Raw genomic sequence first — 20,331 nt, 5'->3', positions numbered from 1 at the left:
ATTCACCGTACGCACGGCCGGCTCACCGAGAAGCCGGCGTGCCTCACTGTGGCAGGAGGGACGGGGCGCCCGCGCCCCGTATGGATGGACGTGAAGCGCTACTTCCGTGGGCCGGTCATGTGGATCGTGCTGGCCGTCCTCGCCGTGGTCGTGTTGATGCAGGTCGTCGGTTCGTCCGGCGGCTACAAGACGGTGGACACCGGCCAGGTCGTCAACGCGATCGCCGACAACAAGGTCAAGTCCGCCGAGCTCACCACCGGCGACGAAAGCAAGATCAAGATCGAGCTCAAGGACGACGTCGAGATCGAGGGCAGCGACAAGCTGCAGGCGAGCTACATCGGCGATCAGGGCACCGAGCTCGCCAAGGACCTCCAGGCGAGGGTCAACGACGGGGACAAGAGCACGCTGCCCGACGGGTACACCGTCTCCCCGCAGTCGCAGAACGCCTTCGTCAGCGTGCTGCTCTCGCTCCTCCCCTTCGTCCTCATCGTGCTGGTCTTCCTGTTCCTGATGAACCAGATGCAGGGCGGCGGCTCCCGGGTCATGAACTTCGGGAAGTCCAAGGCCAAGCTGATCACCAAGGACACCCCGAAGACGACCTTCGCCGATGTGGCGGGGGCCGACGAGGCGGTCGAGGAGCTCCACGAGATCAAGGAGTTCCTGCAGGAGCCGGCGAAGTTCCAGGCCGTCGGGGCCAAGATCCCCAAGGGCGTGCTGCTCTACGGCCCGCCCGGCACCGGCAAGACCCTGCTCGCGCGCGCCGTGGCCGGCGAGGCGGGCGTTCCGTTCTACTCGATCTCCGGCTCCGACTTCGTCGAGATGTTCGTCGGTGTCGGTGCCTCCCGGGTCCGCGACCTCTTCGAGCAGGCCAAGCAGAACGCCCCCGCGATCGTCTTCGTCGACGAGATCGACGCCGTCGGCCGGCACCGCGGTGCCGGCATGGGCGGCGGCCACGACGAGCGGGAGCAGACGCTCAACCAGCTGCTCGTCGAGATGGACGGCTTCGACGTGAAGGGCGGCGTCATCCTGATCGCCGCCACCAACCGGCCGGACATCCTCGACCCCGCGCTGCTCCGCCCGGGCCGCTTCGACCGGCAGATCGCCGTGGACCGGCCCGACATGCAGGGCCGGCTGGAGATCCTCAAGGTGCACCAGAAGGGCAAGCCGGTGGCGCCCGACGTGGATCTGCAGGCGGTCGCCCGCCGCACCCCCGGCTTCACCGGCGCCGACCTCAGCAACGTCCTCAACGAGGCCGCCCTGCTGACCGCCCGCAGCGACGCCAAGCTGATCAACAACCACTTCCTGGACGAGGCGATCGACCGTGTCGTGGCCGGACCGCAGAAGCGGACCCGGATCATGAGCGACAAGGAAAAGAAGATCACCGCGTACCACGAGGGCGGGCACGCCCTGGTCGCGGCGGCCTCCCCGAACAGCGATCCGGTGCACAAGATCACGATCCTGTCCAGAGGCCGGGCCCTCGGTTACACCATGGTGCTGCCGGAGGAGGACAAGTACTCCACCACGCGCAACGAGATGCTGGACCAGCTCGCGTACATGCTGGGCGGCCGCGCGGCGGAGGAACTCGTCTTCCACGACCCGACCACGGGTGCCGCGAACGACATCGAGAAGGCCACCGCCACGGCCCGCGCGATGGTCACGCAGTACGGCATGACCGAGCGGCTGGGCGCGATCAAGTTCGGCAGCGACAACTCCGAGCCCTTCGTCGGCCGTGAGATGGGCCACCAGCGCGACTACTCCGAGGAGGTCGCCGCGCTGGTCGACGAGGAGGTCAAGAAGCTCATCGAGACGGCGCACAACGAGGCCTGGGAGATCCTGGTCGAGAACCGGGACGTCCTGGACAACCTCGTGCTCCGGCTGCTGGAGAAGGAGACCCTGAACAAGGAGGAGATCGCGGAGATCTTCGCCCCGGTGGTCAAGCGCCCGGCCCGCCCCGCGTGGACCGGCTCCTCCCGCCGTACGCCCTCCACCCGGCCGCCGGTGCTCTCCCCCAAGGAGCTCACCATGGCCAACGGCTCCCAGTCGGCCGGCCCCTCCAAGATCTCCACGGAGAAGGCCGAGCTGCCCGAGGAGACCCGTCCGGAGAGCTGAGCCTCCCGCCGCGGAATGAGTGCCGCGCCCTCCCGGGTTCTACCCTGGGAAGGCGCGGCATTCATCGTACGGATGTTCGTACAGCGCGTATTCCGTACAGCACGTATCAGGAACGAGGCACCACATGACCGACCCGGTGACGCTGAACAGCGGGCGCGCCGTCGGCGAGTTCGACGAGAAGCGGGCCGAGAACGCCGTCCGCGAGCTGCTCATCGCGGTCGGCGAGGACCCGGACCGCGAGGGACTGCTGGAGACCCCGGCCCGCGTCGCCCGCGCCTACCGGGAGATCCTGGGCGGGCTGCGGCAGGACCCGGAGGACGTCCTGACCACGACGTTCGACCTCGGCCACGACGAGATGGTGCTGGTCAAGGACATCGAGATCGTCAGCCTCTGCGAGCACCACCTGCTGCCCTTCCACGGCGTGGCCCACGTCGGCTACATCCCGGCCGAGAGCGGCAAGATCACCGGACTGTCGAAGCTGGCTCGCCTGGTGGACGTGTTCGCCCGCCGGCCGCAGGTGCAGGAGCGGCTCACCACCCAGATCGCCGACTCGCTGATGCGGATCCTGGAGGCCCGCGGTGCCATCGTGGTCATCGAGGCCGAGCACATGTGCATGTCGGTCCGCGGCATACGCAAGCCCGGGGCGAAGACCACCACCTCCGCCGTCCGCGGCCAGCTCCGCGACGCCACCACCCGTGCCGAGGCGATGAGCCTGATCCTGGCGCGCTGAACGCCCCCCGGACCCCCGGGACCGCACCGCGGCCCGCGCCCGGTGCTCCCGCGCGCGCCCGGCGTCCGGATTCCTTCGGGAGCGCGCCCCGGGCGCGGTGCCCCGGACGGGGCACGGGCCCTCCGGGGCCTAAGGTGGGGGCATGAGGAGCTTGCGCGGCGTGGTGACCGGTCTGCCGGAGTGGGACCGCTGCGCGGTGATGGGCGTGGTGAACGTCACGCCCGATTCCTTCTCGGACGGAGGCCGGTGGTTCGACACCGGCGACGCAGTCAAGCGCGGTCTGGAACTGGTCGCCGAGGGCGCCGATCTGGTCGACGTCGGCGGTGAGTCGACGCGTCCGGGGGCCTCCCGGGTGGACGAGGCGGAGGAGCTGCGCCGGGTCGTCCCGGTGGTGCGCGGACTGGCGGCCGAGGGAGTGACCGTCAGCGTGGACACCATGCGGGCCTCGGTGGCCGAGCGGGCGGTGGCCGCCGGTGCCGTGCTGGTCAACGATGTGAGCGGGGGCCTCGCCGACCCGGCGATGGTGCCGGTGGTGGCCGGGGCCGGGGTGCCGTTCGTGGTGATGCACTGGCGGGGTTTCAGCCAGGACATGAACGCCCGCGCCGTCTACTCCGACGTGGTCCGCGAGGTCGTGGGCGAACTGCGCCGGCGCATGGACGCCGTGGTGGCCGGGGGTGTCGCGCCGGAGCGCATCGTGATCGATCCCGGGCTGGGCTTCGCCAAGCGGGCCGAGCACGATCTGGCTCTGCTCGCGGCCCTTCCGGAGCTCCACGGTCTGGGCCGGCCGCTGCTGGTGGCGGCTTCCCGCAAACGCTTCCTCGGCCAGGTGCTGGCCGGCCCGGACGGCAGCCCGCCACCCGCCCGGGAGCGGGACGCGGCCACCGCGGCGGTCTCCGCGATCTCCGCGCGGGAGGGCGCCTGGGCCGTGCGGGTCCACGAGGTGCGGGCCACGGCCGACGCGGTGCGCGTGGCGCGCGCCGTCGAGGGGGCCGGGGGGTGAGCCGCCCCGCCCGCAGCACCGACTACGAGCAGGTCGAGCAGGCCAACACGGCCCTCTACGAGGCCATGGAGCAGGGTGACTTCGAGGCGCTCTCCGCGATGTGGCTGCCCGGTGACGTCAGCTGCGTCCACCCGGGGTGGCCGGTGCTGCGGGGCAGCGGCGAGGTGCTGCGGTCGTATGCGCTGATCATGGCGAACACCGAGTACATCCAGTTCTTCCTGACCGACGTCGAAGTGGAGATCGAGGGCGACACCGCGCTGGTGACCTGCACCGAGAACATCCTCAGCGGCGGGCCGGCCGAGGAGGAGGGCGAGCTGGGGCCGCTGGTCGGCCAGCTCGTCGTGGCCACCAACGTCTTCCGCCGCACCGGGGACGGCTGGCGCATCTGGGCACACCACGGCTCGCCGGTACTGGCGGACGCCGCCGGTGAGGACGGCGAGGCGGACGAGGACGAGGAGCCCGGCGGCGCGGGCGGCACCGGTCTCCTCTAGTGCCGTGACCGGGAGGGTTTGCCGGCTCGCGGCGTCCGGTGCGGCATGCCCCCGCCCTTCGGCCGGGGACGGCCCCCACGCCGCGTTGTCGCATCGCCCGCGGACGTCCGGTACTCCGAAGTACGCGGGCGACGCTCCGCCGTGCGATGCACCGCACCGGGCGCCGCGAGCTTCCCGGCAGCCTTCCCGGCCACAGCACCAGCGGGTGGCCCGAGCGTGTTCCAGCTCACCCGTTCGAGCCGCGCCGCAGCCGGGTAAGGAGTGAGAGCGTGGGTCCCGGACCCCGGCGGAGTGCGGCGGCGGGAAGCCGGGCGCGGCCCGCCGGCGCCGCGCGGCACACGCGGGCACGGCCGGACACGGGCGCTGTCAGCGGCCGCCGGTAGGTTCTTCCCTCAGTGGCGTATCCGTCCCGGATCGGGAGGGAGCCGCGTGGGCCGCCTGCGGCACGCTCCGCCCGGCGTTCCGTCCATCCGTAACCGACAGCGGGAGTGACAGTCGTGGACCGAGTCGCGCTGCGCGGCCTCAGGGCGCGCGGACACCACGGGGTCTTCCCCGAGGAGCGGGAGAAGGGCCAGGTCTTCGTCGTGGACCTCGTCCTGGGGCTGGACACCCGCCCCGCGGCGGCCGCCGACGATCTCACGCTGACGGTGCACTACGGCGTCGTGGCCGAGGAGGTCGTCGCCGAGATCCAGGGGGAGCCGGCCGAGCTGATCGAGACGCTCGCCGAGCGGATCGCGGAGCGCTGCCTCCGGCACGAGCCGGTGCGCGAGGTGGAGGTGGTCGTCCACAAGCCGGACGCGCCGATCACCGTGCCCTTCGACGACGTGACCATCACCATTACCCGGAGCCGCCCATGACCACGAGCGACCCGACCGTACAGCCCGTCCCCGCCTCGGTGGTCGACTGGGTGGACGCGGCGGACACCACGCTCTCCAATCCGAAACGGGCCGTGATCGCCCTCGGCAGCAATCTCGGCAACCGCCTGGAAACCCTGCAGGGCGCGGTCGACGCGCTGGAGGACACCCCCGGCGTCCGGGTCAAGGCGGTCTCCCCGGTCTACGAGACGGAGCCCTGGGGCGTGGACCCCGGCTCCCAGCCCTCCTACTTCAACGCCGTGGTGCTGGTGAAGACGACGCTGCCGCCGGGCTCCCTGCTGGAGCGGGCGCAGGCCGTCGAGGAGGCCTTCGAGCGGGTGCGCGACGAACGCTGGGGCCCGCGGACGCTGGATGTCGACATCGTCGCCTACCAGGACGTCATCTCGGACGACCCGGCGCTCACGCTGCCGCATCCGCGGGTTCACCAGCGCGCCTTCGTCCTGGCGCCGTGGCACGACGTCGAGCCGGCCGCGGAGGTGCCCGGTCACGGCCCCGTGGAGGAACTGCTGGCGGACATCCCCGGCCAGGGCGTGGAGCGGCGCGCGGATCTGGAACTCCGACTGCCCGAATAGCCGTTACCCTCGTGTCCACCTCCGGTGACCCGTGGTGCGGAGGTGGGTTCCGTCCACCAGGAAGAGCGAGGCGAGCACTCGGTGAGGCAACTTCGGATCAGAGTGCTGGGCGGGATCTTCGCCGTCGCCGGTGTGCTCGCCTGGGCGGTCGCCCGGCTCTGGGACGCCTACGGTTCGCTGCCGGGTGTGCCCTTCGCCGCGCCCGTGGTCCTGGCGGCCATCGCCGCCGTCCTCGCCGCCACCGCGCTGTCGCTGCGCAGCAGGCTGAAGGCCCAGCGGGAACGGCAGCGGGGGGCGAAGGGCGTCGATCCGATGGTCGCCGCGCGGGCGGTGCTCTTCGGCCAGGCCAGCGCGCTGGTCGCCGCCCCGGTCGCCGGGATGTACGGCGGTGTGGGGGTCTTCCTGCTGGCGAACGGGCTGGGCGGGGGCAGCCGCGGCGGCCAGGCCCTCTACGCCGGACTCTCGGTCCTGGCGGGGCTGGCGGTGGTGGCGGCCGGGCTGCTGCTGGAACGGGTCTGCAGACTCCCCGAGGACGAGGACGACGAGGGCGGCCCGGGAACGGCCCCGGCCTGAGCCGCCGGCCCCGGCCTGAGCCGCCGGCCCCGGCCTGAGCCGCCGGCCCCGGCCTGAGCCGCCGGCCCCGGCGGTCCTCGCATCGCTGCCGCGGGACGACGGGGAGTGCCTGCCGGCGGTGCCCGGGGCCGGCCGCCCCGGCCGGGTCAGCGGTCGGGCACGGTCTCCACGGTGACCTCGGTGCGGGGGAGCGCGTGCGCGTCCGCGCCGATCGAACGGCGCAGGGCCTCGTGGAGGCGGGCCGGGGTGAGGACGCCCAGGAAATGGTCGCCGTCGAGCACCGCGATCCAGCCGGCGTCGTGCTGGAGCATGGTGGCGAACGCCTGCTTGAGCGAGGAGCCGACCGGAAGCCACGCCTCCATCCGGCGGGTGTGGTACCGGACGGTGTCGGTGCGGGTCCCGGCGGCACTCCTCCTATCGCTTCCGGCCCCGGCCCCGGTGTCGGCCCCCGCCCCGGAGCCGGTTCCCCGGCCGGGGGGAGCGCCGGCGGCGGCTCCGGCCCGGGCCGTGTCGGCCGGCAGCCAGCCGTGGAGGCGCCCCGCCTCGTCCAGGACGACCGCCCAGCGCGCCCCTTCCGCCGTCAGCCGGCGCACGGCCGCACCGAGCGAGTCGTCGAGGCGGACCACCGGCGGCCGCTCCAGGTCGCCGGGTTCGACGGGGGTGACCGAGAGCCGCTTCAGCCCGCGGTCCGCGCCCACGAAACCGGCGACGTACGGGGTGGCGGGGGAGCCGAGCACGGCGGCCGGGGCGTCGAACTGCTCGATCGTCCCGTGCCCGTAGACCGCGATGCGGTCGCCGAGGCGGACCGCCTCCTCCAGGTCGTGGGTGACGAAGAGGACCGTCTTCCGCAGCGTCGACTGGAGCTTCAGGAACTCGTTCTGCAGCCGCTCGCGTACCACCGGGTCGACCGCCCCGAACGGCTCGTCCATCAGCAGCACGGGCGGGTCGGCGGCCAGCGCGCGGGCGACGCCCACGCGCTGCCGCTGCCCGCCCGAGAGCTGGTCGGGATAGCGGCCGCCGTACACGGCCGGGTCCAGGCCGACGAGGTCCAGGAGTTCGGCGGCGCGCTCGCGGACCGCCTTCCGCGGCCGGCCGAGCAGGCGCGGCACGGTGGCGGTGTTGTCGAGGACGGTGCGGTGCGGGAAGAGGCCGACCTGCTGGATGACGTAACCGATGCGGCGGCGCAGCCGCACGGGATCGGCCGCGGCGATGTCCTCGCCGTCCAGCAGGATCCGGCCGGAGGTGGGCTCGATCAGCCGGTTGACCATCTTCATCGTGGTCGTCTTGCCGCAGCCCGACGGGCCGACGAGGGTGACGAGTTCACCCTCCGCGACCTCGAACGAGAGGTCGTCGACGGCGGTCGTGCCGTCGGGATAGCGCTTGGTCACCTGCTCGAAGCGGATCAACGGTCCCCCCGGGACGACGGCTCCGGCTCCCCGGCCGGGCCGTGGTGCCCGGACCGGGTCCGGCGCTCCACGATACCGGCGCGGCAAGCCGTCCCCCGGGGAGTTGTCCGACCCGGGGGATAGGGTCGCCGCAGGGCGAGCATGAGGAGAGCGTACGGCGGGAGGCCGCACGGGCGGCACGGGACGGGCAGAGGGCAGGAAGCGCGGAGAGAAACGGCTGGCAACGCACCGCGAGGGGGGACGGGTCGTGAGCGGGCAGAACTGTCTGACGGCGAACGCATGGATCTGCGGGGAGTATCTCCGCACCCGCTCGCAGGAGTTGCTGGACGCCACGGCCCAGCATGTGCTGATCGCGCTCTCCTCGGTGGTGATCGGTCTGCTGGCCGCTCTTCCGCTGGCGCTGCTGGTCCGCCGGTGGCGCGGGCTGGCCGGGCCGGTGCTGGGGCTCACGACCGTGCTCTACACGGTTCCGTCGCTCGCCATGTTCGCCCTGCTGATGCCGGTGTTCGGGCTGTCGGCCTCGGTGGTGGTGACGGGCCTCGCGCTGTACTCGCTGACGGTGCTGGTGCGGAACATCCTGGCCGGCCTCGACGCCGTCCCCGCCGGAACCCGCGAGGCGGCGCGCGGGATGGGATACGGCCCGGCGCGGCTGCTGTTCGAGGTGGAGTTGCCGCTCGCGCTGCCCGCGCTGGTGGCGGGACTGCGGATCGCGGCGGTCTCCGCCGTGTCGCTGACGACGGTCGGGGCGATCGTCGGCCACGGCGGTCTGGGCAACCTGCTGTACGCGGGCCTGGACAGCTTTTTCAAGGCGCAGGTGCTGACCGCCTCGGTGATCTGTGTGGTGCTGGCCGTGCTGGCTGACCTGCTGCTGCTCGGTGCGCAGCGGCTGCTGACGCCGTGGACCCGGCACATACGGTCCGCCCGGGTGTCCGCCCGCCCGGGCGCCGCGCCGTCCTCCTCTCCGGCGTCTTCTCCCCCGGCTCCGTCCTCCGGTCCTTCCGCCGCCCCGGGCGCGAAGAAGGCGGGCTGAGCGCATGGGTGTACTGGCGGAAGCCTGGAACTGGCTGACCACCTCCGCCCATTGGGCCGGTGACACGGGGGCGGGGGCGCGGCTCGCCGAGCATCTGTGGCTGACGGCGGTGAGTCTCGGGCTCGCCTGTGCCGCCGCGCTGCCCGTGGCCCTGTACCTGGGACACCGGGGGCGGGGCGGAGCGCTGGCGGTCAACCTCTCCAACGCGGGGCGGGCGGTGCCGACGTTCGCGGTGCTGGTGCTGCTCACGCTCACCCCGCTGGGGCGTCACGGGGACCTGCCGACGGTGCTCGCGCTGGTGCTGTTCGCGGTGCCGCCGCTGCTGACCAACGCCTACGTCGGGATGCGCGAGGCGGACCGGGACGTCGTGGAGGCCGCGCGGGGGATGGGGATGTCCGGCGGCCAGGTGTTCGTCCGGGTGGAACTGCCGCTGGCCTTCGCCCTGATCACGACGGGGGTGCGCTCGGCGGCGATCCAGGTCGTCGCCACGGCCACCCTGGCCGGGCTGGTGGGCGGCGGCGGACTGGGACGGATCATCACGGCGGGGTTCAACACCTACAGCACCCCGCAGGTGGTGGCCGGCGCGCTGCTGGTGGCCGCGCTGGCGCTGACGGTCGAGGCGCTGTTCGCGCTGGTGCAGCGGCTGCTCGACCCGCTCCGGCGGAGAGGCCGGGCGGTCCGGTCCGGTGCGGGCGGCGGCCGGTCCGGTGCCGGTGGCTCCCGGTTCCGCCCCCGGGCGGCGCGGTGACGGCGGCCCGCGCGGTGACGGCGGCCCGCGCCGTGACGGCGGTCCGCGCCGCCCCGGGCCGGCTGTGCGCCCGCTCCCGCGTCCCCGTCCCGCATTCCCGTCCCCGCGTCCCCGTCCCCGTGTCCCCGCGTCCCCGTCCTGGAACCCCCTCACGAACCGGAAGGTGTCCCGATGACCAGAACCGCGCATTCCGCACGCTGCCGCCGCGTCCTCGCCGCCGTCGGCCTCGCCGTCCTGGCGGCGGGACTGACCGGCTGCGGGGGCGAGAGCCTGGAGGAGAAGGGCGGCGGCGCCGGTGACTCCGGCAAGGGCTCGCTCGTGATCGGCTCGGCCGGCTTCACGGAGTCCGCGCTGATGGCCGAGTTGTACGCGGCGCTGCTGGCGGATGCCGGGTACGACACCTCGGTCAAGACACTCAAGAACCGCGAGTTGTACGAACCGGCGCTGGAGAAGGGCGAGATCGATGTCGTGCCCGAATACGCGGCCACGCTCGCCGAATTCCTCAACGCCAAGGAGAACGGCGCGAAAGCCGAGCCCGTCGCCTCGGCCGATGTCGGCGAGACCGTCACCGCGCTGAGGAAGCTCGCCGGACCACGCGGTCTGAAGGTACTCCGTGCGGGTGAAGCCGTGGACCAGAACGCCTTCGCCGTCGCGAAGGAATTCGCCGAAGAAAACGATCTTGAAACGCTCTCCGATCTGGGCGCCTCCGGGAAGCCCGTCCGGCTCGCCGCGGGCGACGAGTGCGACATCCGCCCCTTCTGCCGGCCCGGACTGGAGAAGACGTACGGCATCGACATCACGGCCGTCGATCCCAAGGGCGTCGGCACCCCGCAGGCCAAGCAGGCGGTCAAGGACGGCACCGACCAGATGGTGCTGACCACCACCACCGACGCCACACTGGAGGAATTCGGTCTGGTCCTCCTCGCCGACGACAAGGGGCTGCAGAACGCCGATAACGTGCTTCCCGTGGTGAACGCCGAGGACGCCGGAGGCAAGGACGTCGAGACCGCGCTCGGCCGGCTCACCGACACCCTGTCGACCCGCGATCTCGTCGAACTCAATCGCCGGATCGACGCGGACCGGGAGAAGCCCGCGGATGTGGCGGCCGACTACCTCAAGTCCAAAGGCCTGCTTGACACGTAACCGGCGGAAAACAGATTGTCGCCGTGGTCCCATCTACGTCAGGCGCACGGTAAGTTTCTGGCCATGCCACGTGGACGCCACCGCCATTCGCCACCCCTGCACCGGCTTCTGCCTCCGTCGACCGTCATCGGTGTCTCGGCCGCCTGTGCCGTCGGCGCCCTGCTCACCGACGATCCGGTGGCGCTGCGGCTGCTGGTGGTGGCCGCGGCGGCCGCCGCCGTCACCGGCGCGGTGCTCATGCGCGCCTGGGACCGGGCCGCCGGCAAGCAGGTCGCCGACCTCCACCGGGCCCGCACGCGCGACGAGTGGCGCGCCGAGGAGCGGATCGCCGAACTGGAGTCGGACGTCGAGGAGTTCCGCGAACTCCGCGCCGAACTGGAGGCCAAGCTGCGGGCCAAGCGCACCGAACTGGCCCGGCTCCGCAACGAGCACGCCGGACTGCTGCGCCGCTACGCCACCGCGGAGACCGAACGGGCCAGCGCTCTGGAGGGCCGCCGGCTGCTCGCGATCGAGGCCGGACCGGCCAGGCCCGCCCTCGGCGGGGACGGCACCCCCACCCCGGCGGCCTACCTCCGGGCCTCGGAGGCGCTGCGGCGGCTCGCCCGCAACGGCGCCCGCCAGCAGGCCGAGCGCACGGTCCTGGCTGCCCGCCGGCGGGAGGCCGAGCAGGCCGGCCGGAGTGAGGCGGACGAGCCCCGGGGAAAGCACGCGGCGGCCGCCGGGAGCGACGGCGGTGACCGTACGGCCGCCGCTCCCAGCACTCCCGCGCCGCGCGAACAGCACACGATGCCGGCCGCCTCCGCCGTGGTGCCGTACGAGCCCCGGCGCGGCAGCGCACCGCGCACCGAGGGCGGTTTCGACTTCTTCGGTACGCAGTCCGAACGGGCCGCGCGGCAGCGGCCGGAGCTGACGGCCGCGGCGCCGGAGGAGGATCTGGCCGATGTGATCGGCGCCGAGGCGTTCGCCGAGCACGAGGCGCGACAGGCCGAGCCGGCCGGGGAGGGCGAGCAGGCCGAGCCGGCGGGCGAGCAGGCCGGCCGGGCCGGGGAGACCGGGCAGCCGGCTCAGGACGGCGAACGGTCCGCACGGGCCGGTCAGTCCGGACGCCCGCAGCCGGCGAAGCGGACCCGGCAGACGCCCCCGCAGAGCAAGCGGAACGGGCAGCGTTCGGACGCGTCGCGTGACACGCCGCGTGACAAGCCGCGCCCCGGGAAGAGCCGCGGCCCGCAGCCGCTCTCGCAGAAGCAGCAGTCCGAGCGGCGGCAGCCGTCGCCGCGGCGGCCCGGCCGGGCCGCCGCCCGTCCGGAGGCGGAGGAGCCGGAGCAGGCGCAGAACGAGGTCATCGACCTCACCGAGCACGACGAGACGGAGCAGCTCAACCTGCGTGAACTGCGCGCCCACTCCTCCTGAGCGCCGCCCACTCCTCCTGAGCGCCGCCCGCGCCGCCCGCGCCGCCCGCGCCGCCACCGGCGGCACCGCCGCTCCGACGCGCCCGTCGGGGCGGCGGTGCCGTGTGGCCGCCGGCCGGCTATTTGTCGATGTCGCCCACGACGAAGAAGAGCGACCCCAGGATCGCCACCATGTCGGCGACCAGCGTCCCCGGGAGCAGTTCGGCCAGCGCCTGGATGTTGTTGAACGAAGCCGAGCGCAGCTTCAGCCGGTACGGCGTCTTCTCGCCCTTCGACACCAGGTAGTAGCCGTTCAGCCCGAGGGGGTTCTCCGTCCAGGCGTAGGTGTGTCCCTCGGGGGCCTTCAGCACCTTCGGCAGCCGCAGATTGACCGGCCCGGCAGGCAGCGCGGCCAGCCGGTCCAGGCAGGCGTCGGCCAGGTCCAGCGCGACGTGCGTCTGCTCCAGCAGGCATTCGAAGCGGGCCAGGCAGTCGCCCTCGTCACGGGTGACGACCCTCAGTACGTCGCCGAGCTCGCCGTAGGCCAGGTACGGCTCGTCACGCCGCAGGTCGAAGTCGACCCCGGAGGCGCGCGCGATGGGCCCGCTGATCCCGTAGGCGTGCACCGCCTCGGGCGACAGCACCCCCACGCCGCGGGTGCGGCCGCGGAAGATCTCGTTGCCGAGCACCAGGTTGTCGTAGTCGCCCATCCGGGACCGCACGGAGGCCACCGCCTGCCGGACCCGGCCCGTCCAGCCCGCGGGCAGGTCCTCCTTGAGCCCGCCGACCCGGTTGAACATGTAGTGCATCCGGCCGCCGGAGATCTCCTCCATGACCGCCTGCAGGTCCTCACGCTCCCGGAAGGCGTAGAACACCGGGGTGATGCCGCCGAGTTCGAGCGGGTAGGAACCGAGGAACATCAGATGGTTCAGGACCCGGTTCAGCTCGGCGAGCAGGGTCCGCGTCCACACGGCCCGCTCGGGCACCTCCATGCCGAGCATGCGCTCGACGGCGAGCACCACGCCCAGCTCGTTCGAGAACGCCGAGAGCCAGTCGTGCCGGTTGGCGAGCACGATGATCTGGCGGTAGTCACGCGCCTCGAACAGTTTCTCCGCGCCCCGGTGCATGTAACCGACGACCGGCTCGGCGGAGAGGACGCGCTCCCCGTCCAGCACGATGCGCAGGCGCAGCACGCCGTGCGTGGACGGATGCTGCGGGCCGATGTTGAGCACCATGTCCGTGCTCTCCGCCGCGCCGCCGATCCCGACTGTCGTCTCCGTCATGGGAACAGTCTGGCAGTTGCGGAGTCCGCCTACGCTGGTGGCATGGAGACGGGGACGGGCACGGGCCGGGGAACGGACGCGGGCGCGACCGGGGGCGGCGGCGCCGGCAGCGCCGGCGGCCCGGGTGACGCGCGTGAGGACACCGGCACGGGCGGCGGCACCGGGCGCGGCGGCACCGGCGACGGCACGGGGGCCGGCCTCGAAGCCGACTGGACCGGGCTGCCGCGCGGACTGCTGCGGCTGCGCCGCTTCGTCCTCGTGGCGACGGTGCCGGTGCTGACCGCCGGACTCGGTGCGCTGCTGTGGTTCACCGCCGGTCCCGGCTGGGCCCTCGTCGCCGTACCGCCCGCGCTCCTCGGCGGCTGGGGCTGGTGGCTGCTGGAACGCAACTGGCGCTCCTGGCGCTATGCCGAGCGGGCCGACGACCTGCTGATCAGCCGGGGTGTGCTGTGGCGGGAGCTGACGGTGGTGCCGTACGGGCGGATGCAGCTCGTGGAGGTCACCTCGGGGCCGCTGGAACGGCACTTCGGGCTGGCGAGCGTGCAGCTGCACACCGCTGCGGCCGCCACCGACGCCCGTATCCCCGGTCTCCTGCCGTCGGAGGCCGCCCGGCTGCGCGACCGGCTCACCGAGCTCGGCCAGGCCCGATCGGCGGGACTGTGACCGGCGCGGGCGCGGGCGCGGGCTCCGGCGCGGGCCCCGGGCCGGGCGCGGACGCCGAAGCCGACGCCGATCCCGCCCCCGCCCCCGGCCGCGCCGCGCCCGGTGAGCGCCGGCTCCACCCCGTCACCCCGCTGCGCCGGGCCTGGGCGCCGATCGCCATCGCCGTCGGGTGGGTGGTCCACGACCTCGACCAGGCGCAGAAGTGGGCCGGCGCGCTGACCCTGACCCATGCCCTCCTCGGCCTGCTGGTCGTCGTCCCGGCCGCCGCCTCGTACGGCTTCCTCAGCTGGTGGTTCACCCACTTCGCGGTCACCGGCACCGAACTGCGCGTCCGTACCGGCCTGTTGTTCCGGCGCACCGCGCACATCCGGCTGGACCGGCTGCAGGCCGTGGACGTCACACAGCCGCTGCTGGCCCGCGTGATCGGCGTCGCCAAGCTCAAGCTCGACGTCCTCGGCACCGACGCCAAGGACGAACTGGCGTTCCTGAGCAACAAGGAGGCCCGCGAGCTCCGGGCCGAGCTGCTGGCCCGCGCGGCGGGTATCGCCCCGGAGTCCGCGCGGGACGTCGGCGAGGCGCCCGCCCGGCAACTGGCGCGTGTCCACCCCCGGACCCTCGCCGTGGCGATCCTGCTGCTCGCGGGAGTCTGGGCGGGCCTGGCCGCCGCGGCCGGGGTCACGGCGGCGGTCTGGGCGCTCAGCGGCAGCCCCTGGCCGGCCCTGGCGGCGGCCATTCCGTCGATGGGCGCGTTCTGGGCGGCGAGCGCGGGCCGGTACATCACCGAGTACGACTGGACGGTGGGCGAGTCGCCGGACGGGCTCCGGCTCGACCACGGGCTGCTGGACCGGGCGCACGAGACGGTGCCACCGGGGCGCGTGCAGACCGTGCGGATCGTCGAACCGCTGCTGTGGCGGCGGCGCGGCTGGGTCCGGGTCGAACTGGACGTCGCCGGCTCGAAGAACACCGTGCTGCTGCCCGTGGCGGACCGGGACACAGCCGGGAGGGTGGTCGCGCGCGTGCTGCCGGGGGTGGACATCCGGGCGGTGGCCGCCGCGCTGAGCCCGGCACCGCGGCGGGCGCGCTGGTGTGTGCCGCTGTGGTGGCGGGGCTACGGATTCACGGCCGGGGGACCGGTGTTCGCGGCCCGGCACGGGCTGGTGAGCCGTGCACTGTCGCTCGTACCGCACGCGAAGGTGCAGAGCGTGCGGCTGCGCCAGGGGCCGTGGACGCGGGCGCGCGGGCTGGCCGATGTCACCGTCGACACCGGCGCCAACAAGTCGGTGACGGCCCGGCTCCGCGACGCCGCCGAGGCCCGGGCCGTGATCGGGGCCCAGGCCGACCGCTCCCGGACGGGCCGCCGCGAGGCGCTGCCGGACCGCTGGATGACGAGCCGCTGACGGCGTCCGGCCCGGCGGGGCGGTGTCCGGGCCCCCGGATCAGCGGCTCCGACGAACACCCCCGGAGCCGGTGACATCACCCCGCCGCCGTCCCCGGCTCCGCCGCTCCCGCCACCAAGCCCGCGGGCAGGGCCGTGCCGACGGGCTGGAGCAGCCAGCCGAACGCCCCCAGGCCGGACGGGTCGGTCAGCTCGGCCGCCTCCCCGGCCCGGCCCAGCGCCCGCACATACGCGGCCGGATCCCGGGACGCGAGGGAGAGGGGCGGCCTGCCGCCGCTGAGGCCCAGCGCCCGCAGCGCCTCCCGCTGGGTCAGCAGCACCGGAGCGCCGGACGGCTGTCCCGGGCCCCGTCCCTGTCCCTGTCCTTGTCCTTGTCCCTGTTCCTGTCCCTGTTCCTGTCCCTGTTCCGGGCCCCGCCCGGAGCCCGGGACGGCTCCCAGCCGGTGCCCGGAGACCTGGTCCCGCCCGCCCTCACGCGCGCCCTCCGGTGCTCCGGCCCGTGCGTCTCCTCGCGGGCCCCGCTCGGCGGCGGCCGTCCGCCCGGCCTCCGCGCAGGCGTCCAGGGCGACATGGGCCGTGAGGTCGCAGGAACCGTCCGGTACGGGCGGCACCTCGCGGCCGCTCCGGAAGCCCGTGAGCGTGCCCAGCGGCGGCCGGGACGCCCGCGTGTGGGCGTAGTCGGCGGCCACCGCCAGCCCGCGGTCCAGCACGCGTACGGCCCGGGCCCAGGCGGCGTCCCTGGGGTGTCCGATCTCCGCGCGCGAGCCCGGTACGGAGTCCGGTGGCCACCACCGCCGCAGCCACTCCGCGTCCCGCCCGCCGACCGGTCCGCCGAGCTCCTCCCGCCCGTCCGGGCCGACGAGGACCAGGCGGGGGGTCCCCCGGGCGTCCGTCTCCGCCACATCGACCGGGACGTTGTCCAGCCACTCGTTGGCGAACAGCAGTCCCCGCAACCCCTCCGCCGGATCCGGGAGTTCGCGGTACCAGACGATGCGCGGGTCGAGCCCGCCGGGGCGCGCGGCGCGCTCCACCGCGTACGGACGCAGCCGCGCACCCAGGGCCGGGGGGACGGCCGCGAGCACCCCGGAGAGCAGTTCGCCGCGCCCCGCGCCGACATCCACCAGCGCCAGTTCCGCCGGCCGGCCCAGTGCGTGGTCCACCCGCGCCAGCAGCTCCGCCACCGCGGCCGCGTAGAGCGGCGAGACGTGGACGGAGGTGCGGAAGTGGCTCGCGGGCCGCTCGCGCAGATAGAAGCCGCCCGGTCCGTAGAGCGCCTGTTCGGCTGCTTCCCGCCATCCCCGCGCGCTTCCCGCGCCCTGCGGGCCGGGTGGGCCGGGGAGGGCCCGGGAATCCCGGCGGCTTCCCGCCGTGGGGACCGCGCCGTCCGTACCGTCCGCACCGTCCCCGCGCGCGCGGTGTCCGCCGTCCCCGCCGTCCCCGCTGCCGTCGTCGGCCACGTCCTCACTCGTCACCCGGCCACGGTAGGCGCACCGGCGGGCGGCGCCGGGGATGGGTGATGTGTCCACCTTGGGGAGTAGGCGCCGGAACCGAGGATCGGCCGTCCGGTTGACCCCTACACCTACCGGTTGTCCCTACGCTGGGTCACGTGCAGCGTCTCTACGACTTCCTCCGCAGGCACCCGACCGGTGTCGACAGCTTCTGGGCTGCCGTCCTGCTGATGTTCGGGGGGCTGTGGGTCGCGGAGGAGACGGCGGGCGATCCGGGGCGGCGGTTCGCCGGGATCCTCGTCATCGCCGCGCTGTGCACGGTGGTCGCCCTGCGTCGCCGGGCGCCGGAGCTCATGCTGCTGACCGCCGCGGGAGCGGGCGTGGTGCAGCTCCTCACCGACATCCGGCAGAACCCGGCCGACTTCGGCATGCTCGTGATCGTCTACACCGTCGCCGCCAACGGCGCGCGCTGGGCCTCCCGGTTCGCTCTCGCCGCGGGGCTCGCGGCGCCCACTATCTACAACTTCCGCTGGCCGCCGCACGGCCCCGACATGGGTCCGTTCGTGGTCGTCGTCATCTTCATGACCGTTCCGTTCGCCCTCGCCTGGGTGCTCGGCGACTCGGTCCGCACCCGCCGCGCCTACTACGCCCAGCTGGAGGAGCGCGCCGCCCGGCTGGAGAAGGAGCGGGAGGCGCAGGCCAAGGTGGCGGTGGCCGCCGAACGCTCCCGGATCGCACGGGAGTTGCACGACGTGGTGGCGCACAACGTGTCGGTGATGGTCGTCCAGGCGGACGGCGCGGCCTATGTCCTGGACTCCGACCCGGAGCAGGCCAAGCAGGCGCTGGAGACCATCTCCGGCACCGGACGCCAGGCACTCGCGGAGATGCGCCGGCTGCTGGGCGTGCTGCGCACGGGGGAGAGCGACGAGAGCGGGGAGTACGTGCCGCAGCCGGACGTCCGGCAGCTCGGCGATCTCATCGAACAGGTGCGGGGCGCCGGGCTGCCGGTCGACTTCCGGGTCGGCGGCAGGCCGCGTCCGCTGGCGAGCGGTGTGGAGCTCACCGCGTACCGGATCGTCCAGGAGGCGCTGACGAACACCCGCAAACACGGCGGCCCGGACGTCGGGGCGTCCGTACGGCTCACCTACGGCGACAGCGAGCTCGAACTGCTGGTCGAGGACGACGGCCGGGGCGCGCAGCGGCAGCTGTACGAGACGGGCGGCTCGGACGGGCTCGGCCAGGGCCTGATCGGCATGCGGGAACGCGTCGGCATGATCGGGGGCAGGCTGGACGCCGGGCCCAGACCGGGCGGCGGCTTCCGGATCAGCGCGGTGCTGCCGCTGAAACCGGCGGGCTGAGGCCGCCGCCCCGGGACCGTCCGGGCACGCCTCTCCAGCCGCCCTCCCCGTCCGCGAGCTGCGTCCCGGGCACCTTCCTCGGGCGCCCGCCCGGCACCACCTCACCCGCCCCTCGGAAAGGGAACACATGTCCATTCGCGTGATGCTCGTCGACGACCAGGTGCTGCTGCGCACCGGCTTCCGGATGGTGCTGGCGGCGCAGTCCGACATGGAGGTCGTCGCCGAGGCCGGTGACGGAGCCGAGGCCCTGGAGGTGCTCGGCCCGGCCGGCCCGGACGTCGTCCTGATGGACGTCCGGATGCCCCGGCTCGACGGCGTCGAGGCCACCCGGCGGATCTGCGCCCGGGAGGGCGCGCCCAAGGTGCTGATCCTGACGACCTTCGACCTCGACGAGTACGCCTTCTCCGCGCTCAAGGCGGGCGCCAGCGGCTTCATGCTCAAGGACGTGCCGCCGGCCGAACTGCTGTCCGCCATCAGGGCCGTGCACAGCGGGGACGCGGTGGTCGCCCCGAGCACCACCCGCCGGCTTCTCGACCGCTTCACACCCCTGCTGCCGGGCCCCGCCGACGTCCCCGCCACCGGCCGCATCGGACGGCTCACCGAGCGGGAGCGCGAGGTGATGCTGCTGGTGGCGCAGGGCATGTCGAACGGAGAGATCGCCGCCCGGCTGGTCCTCTCGGAGGCCACGGTCAAGACCCATGTGGGCCGCATCCTCACCAAGCTGGAGCTGCGCGACCGGGTCCAGGTCGTCGTCCTGGCCTACGAGACCGGCCTGGTCCGCGCGGGCGGCATGCCGTAGCCGCCGGCACCGGCCGGGCGAACCGCCGCTGCCGGGGGCCCGGCGGCTGCCCGGACCCGGCGGCTGCCCGGACCCGGCTGTCGTCCCCGGACCGGTGGGACGTCCCGGGCGCCGCCCCGCTCAGCTCTCCGTCCGCTCCAGGAACCCCAGGAACTCCGCGACCGCCTCGGTGACGTCCCGCGCCGTCCACTCCAGGCCCGGGCCGGCGACCGTCACCTCGGTCATCGCCAGGCCCGGGACGCGCTGCTCGTCCCACCAGGCACGGAACAGCAGCGTCCCCGTCTCCTCGGCCTGCCGCGTCCCCGCCTCGGTCAGCGCGTCCGCCGGGTACGGCAGCCACACCTGGAACTCGTGCGTGTGCGGCGGCCGCGGATGCACCCGGAACCACGGCAGTCCCGCGGCCGCCAGCCCGTCGCCCAGCGCGGCCGCGACGACCCGGGCGTGCGCGACGTACGACGGCAGCCTCGGCAGTTCCCGGTCCAGTCCGGCCAGGGCGCTGAGCACCGCCGGCCACTGCTGGTACAGCTGCCCGCCGTACCGGTGCCGCCAGGCCCTCGCCTCCGTGACGAGAAGCTCCGGGCCGGCCAGCGCGGCCCCGGACAGCCCGCCGAGCGACTTGTAGAACGACACGTACACGCTGTCCGCGAGCGCCGCGATCTCCGGCAGCTCCCGGCCCAGATGGGCGGCGCACTCCCAGATCCGCGCGCCGTCGACATGCACCACGGCGTCCCGTTCCCGCGCGGCCCCGGTGACCGCCTCCAGCTCCTCCCACGTCGGCAGGACGAACCCCGCCTCCCGGAGCGGCAGTTCGAGCATCAGCGTGCCGAACGGCTCGTCCAGCGCGCGCACCTCCTCCGCGGACGGCATGCGGGGCTCCTGCGTCGGGTGGACCGTCCGCAGACCGCTCAGCACCGACAGGGCGTCCCGCTCGTGCCGCACCGGGTGCGCCAGCGGATGCAGGGCCACCGTCGCGTTCCCCGTCCGGCCGGCCCAGCAGCGCAGGGCGACCTGCTGGGCCATCGTCCCGGTCGGGAAGAACGCGGCGGCCTCGGTGCCCAGCAGCCCGGCGACGCGGCGCTCCAGGGCCTCCACAACTCCGTCGCCGTAGACGTCGGCCCGCTCGGTGAGGTCGTACGCGGCGGCCGCCTCCGCCGCCAGCCGCTCCAGGCGGCCGCCGATGGTCTCCGCCGGCGCCACCTCCGCCAGTCTGCGGCGGGCCCCGCCCCAGGCGGCGAGCCGGCGGGCCCGCCCCTCGTCGTTCGTGTCGTACACCATGCGCCGATGATGTCGCACGGATCGCCGGTACGCCGGGCGCCCCG

The 20,331-nt window shown here is 74.0% G+C and carries 19 protein-coding genes; 15 read left to right on the top strand and 4 right to left on the bottom strand.

What is annotated here, in order from left to right; all coding sequences use genetic code 11:
* The first annotated feature begins 84 nt into the window (after positions 1–84).
* The 7 genes from ftsH to KBZ10_RS12505 all read left to right on the top strand — a co-directional run bounded on the left by ftsH (position 85) and on the right by KBZ10_RS12505 (position 6,350).
* On the top strand, positions 85–2,109 hold the full coding sequence (gene ftsH / locus KBZ10_RS12535; RefSeq protein WP_210987665.1) for an ATP-dependent zinc metalloprotease FtsH: 2,025 nt from the start codon (positions 85–87) through the stop codon (positions 2,107–2,109).
* A gap of 124 nt (positions 2,110–2,233) precedes the next feature.
* Positions 2,234–2,839 carry a GTP cyclohydrolase I FolE gene (gene folE, locus KBZ10_RS12530; protein WP_210987664.1) on the top strand — a complete coding sequence of 202 codons (606 nt, stop codon included), beginning with the start codon at positions 2,234–2,236 and terminating at the stop codon, positions 2,837–2,839.
* A 142-nt stretch (positions 2,840–2,981) separates the two neighbouring features.
* Positions 2,982–3,839 carry a dihydropteroate synthase gene (gene folP / locus KBZ10_RS12525; RefSeq protein ID WP_210987663.1) on the top strand — a complete coding sequence of 286 codons (858 nt, stop codon included), beginning with the start codon at positions 2,982–2,984 and terminating at the stop codon, positions 3,837–3,839.
* The gene (locus KBZ10_RS12520) at positions 3,836–4,330 is read left to right on the top strand and encodes a nuclear transport factor 2 family protein (RefSeq protein ID WP_210987662.1); all 495 of its coding nucleotides are present in this window, start codon (positions 3,836–3,838) and stop codon (positions 4,328–4,330) included. Before folP ends, KBZ10_RS12520 begins: the two co-directional genes overlap by 4 nt.
* A 497-nt stretch (positions 4,331–4,827) precedes the next feature.
* Positions 4,828–5,187 (top strand): dihydroneopterin aldolase, encoded by a 360-nt coding sequence (folB, locus tag KBZ10_RS12515; RefSeq protein ID WP_210987661.1) that lies wholly within the window; start codon positions 4,828–4,830, stop codon positions 5,185–5,187.
* Entirely contained in the window at positions 5,184–5,777 is a 594-nt protein-coding gene (folK, locus tag KBZ10_RS12510; RefSeq protein WP_210987660.1) for a 2-amino-4-hydroxy-6-hydroxymethyldihydropteridine diphosphokinase, read from the top strand. The genes folB and folK overlap by 4 nt, the downstream gene beginning before the upstream one ends.
* 81 nt (positions 5,778–5,858) lie before the next feature.
* Positions 5,859–6,350: a DUF3180 domain-containing protein gene (locus tag KBZ10_RS12505; RefSeq protein ID WP_210987659.1), complete on the top strand. Its 492-nt coding sequence runs from the start codon at positions 5,859–5,861 to the stop codon at positions 6,348–6,350.
* Between the two features lie 146 nt (positions 6,351–6,496).
* Here the strand turns inward: KBZ10_RS12505 and KBZ10_RS12500 are convergent, their stop codons facing one another.
* Positions 6,497–7,756 carry an ABC transporter ATP-binding protein gene (locus KBZ10_RS12500; RefSeq protein WP_210987658.1) on the bottom strand — a complete coding sequence of 420 codons (1,260 nt, stop codon included), beginning with the start codon at positions 7,754–7,756 and terminating at the stop codon, positions 6,497–6,499.
* Positions 7,757–8,003: 247 nt separating this feature from the next.
* Between KBZ10_RS12500 and KBZ10_RS12495 the strand changes: the two genes are divergently transcribed.
* From KBZ10_RS12495 to KBZ10_RS12480, 4 genes are all read left to right on the top strand, one after another.
* Positions 8,004–8,786 (top strand): ABC transporter permease, encoded by a 783-nt coding sequence (locus KBZ10_RS12495; RefSeq protein WP_210987657.1) that lies wholly within the window; start codon positions 8,004–8,006, stop codon positions 8,784–8,786.
* Between the two features lie 4 nt (positions 8,787–8,790).
* Positions 8,791–9,534: an ABC transporter permease gene (locus KBZ10_RS12490; protein WP_210987656.1), complete on the top strand. Its 744-nt coding sequence runs from the start codon at positions 8,791–8,793 to the stop codon at positions 9,532–9,534.
* Positions 9,535–9,705: 171 nt separating this feature from the next.
* Positions 9,706–10,677 (top strand): ABC transporter substrate-binding protein, encoded by a 972-nt coding sequence (locus KBZ10_RS12485; RefSeq protein WP_210987655.1) that lies wholly within the window; start codon positions 9,706–9,708, stop codon positions 10,675–10,677.
* A gap of 63 nt (positions 10,678–10,740) precedes the next feature.
* On the top strand, positions 10,741–12,087 hold the full coding sequence (locus KBZ10_RS12480; protein ID WP_210987654.1) for a hypothetical protein: 1,347 nt from the start codon (positions 10,741–10,743) through the stop codon (positions 12,085–12,087).
* Between the two features lie 118 nt (positions 12,088–12,205).
* Here KBZ10_RS12480 and KBZ10_RS12475 read toward each other — a convergent pair whose 3' ends face one another.
* Positions 12,206–13,348, bottom strand: a complete 1,143-nt coding sequence (locus tag KBZ10_RS12475) for an NADH-quinone oxidoreductase subunit D (RefSeq protein ID WP_210987653.1) — start codon at positions 13,346–13,348, stop codon at positions 12,206–12,208.
* A 42-nt stretch (positions 13,349–13,390) separates the two neighbouring features.
* Between KBZ10_RS12475 and KBZ10_RS12470 the strand changes: the two genes are divergently transcribed.
* Together KBZ10_RS12470 and KBZ10_RS12465 are read left to right on the top strand one after the other, a co-directional pair.
* Positions 13,391–14,011, top strand: coding sequence for a PH domain-containing protein (locus KBZ10_RS12470; RefSeq protein WP_210987652.1), 621 nt, complete (start codon positions 13,391–13,393; stop codon positions 14,009–14,011).
* Positions 14,008–15,408 (top strand): PH domain-containing protein, encoded by a 1,401-nt coding sequence (locus tag KBZ10_RS12465; RefSeq protein ID WP_210987651.1) that lies wholly within the window; start codon positions 14,008–14,010, stop codon positions 15,406–15,408. Before KBZ10_RS12470 ends, KBZ10_RS12465 begins: the two co-directional genes overlap by 4 nt.
* A 76-nt stretch (positions 15,409–15,484) precedes the next feature.
* Here the strand turns inward: KBZ10_RS12465 and KBZ10_RS12460 are convergent, their stop codons facing one another.
* Positions 15,485–16,879, bottom strand: a complete 1,395-nt coding sequence (locus KBZ10_RS12460) for an SAM-dependent methyltransferase (RefSeq protein ID WP_307847368.1) — start codon at positions 16,877–16,879, stop codon at positions 15,485–15,487.
* A gap of 134 nt (positions 16,880–17,013) precedes the next feature.
* On the opposite strand from KBZ10_RS12460, the gene KBZ10_RS12455 reads away from it, so the two are divergent.
* Both KBZ10_RS12455 and KBZ10_RS12450 read left to right on the top strand, forming a co-directional pair.
* A complete protein-coding gene (locus KBZ10_RS12455) occupies positions 17,014–18,213 on the top strand; it encodes a sensor histidine kinase (RefSeq protein WP_210987650.1) in 1,200 nt (399 codons plus the stop codon).
* 127 nt (positions 18,214–18,340) lie between these two features.
* A complete protein-coding gene (locus tag KBZ10_RS12450; protein WP_210987649.1) occupies positions 18,341–19,012 on the top strand; it encodes a response regulator transcription factor in 672 nt (223 codons plus the stop codon).
* Positions 19,013–19,132: 120 nt separating this feature from the next.
* Here the strand turns inward: KBZ10_RS12450 and KBZ10_RS12445 are convergent, their stop codons facing one another.
* Positions 19,133–20,287, bottom strand: coding sequence for a low specificity L-threonine aldolase (locus KBZ10_RS12445; RefSeq protein WP_210987648.1), 1,155 nt, complete (start codon positions 20,285–20,287; stop codon positions 19,133–19,135).
* Between the last annotated feature and the right edge of the window lie 44 nt (positions 20,288–20,331).

The sequence above is a fragment of the Streptomyces sp. F63 genome (assembly GCF_018070345.1).
GTDB lineage: Bacteria > Actinomycetota > Actinomycetes > Streptomycetales > Streptomycetaceae > Streptomyces.
This window is presented reverse-complemented; position numbering and strand designations above follow the sequence as displayed.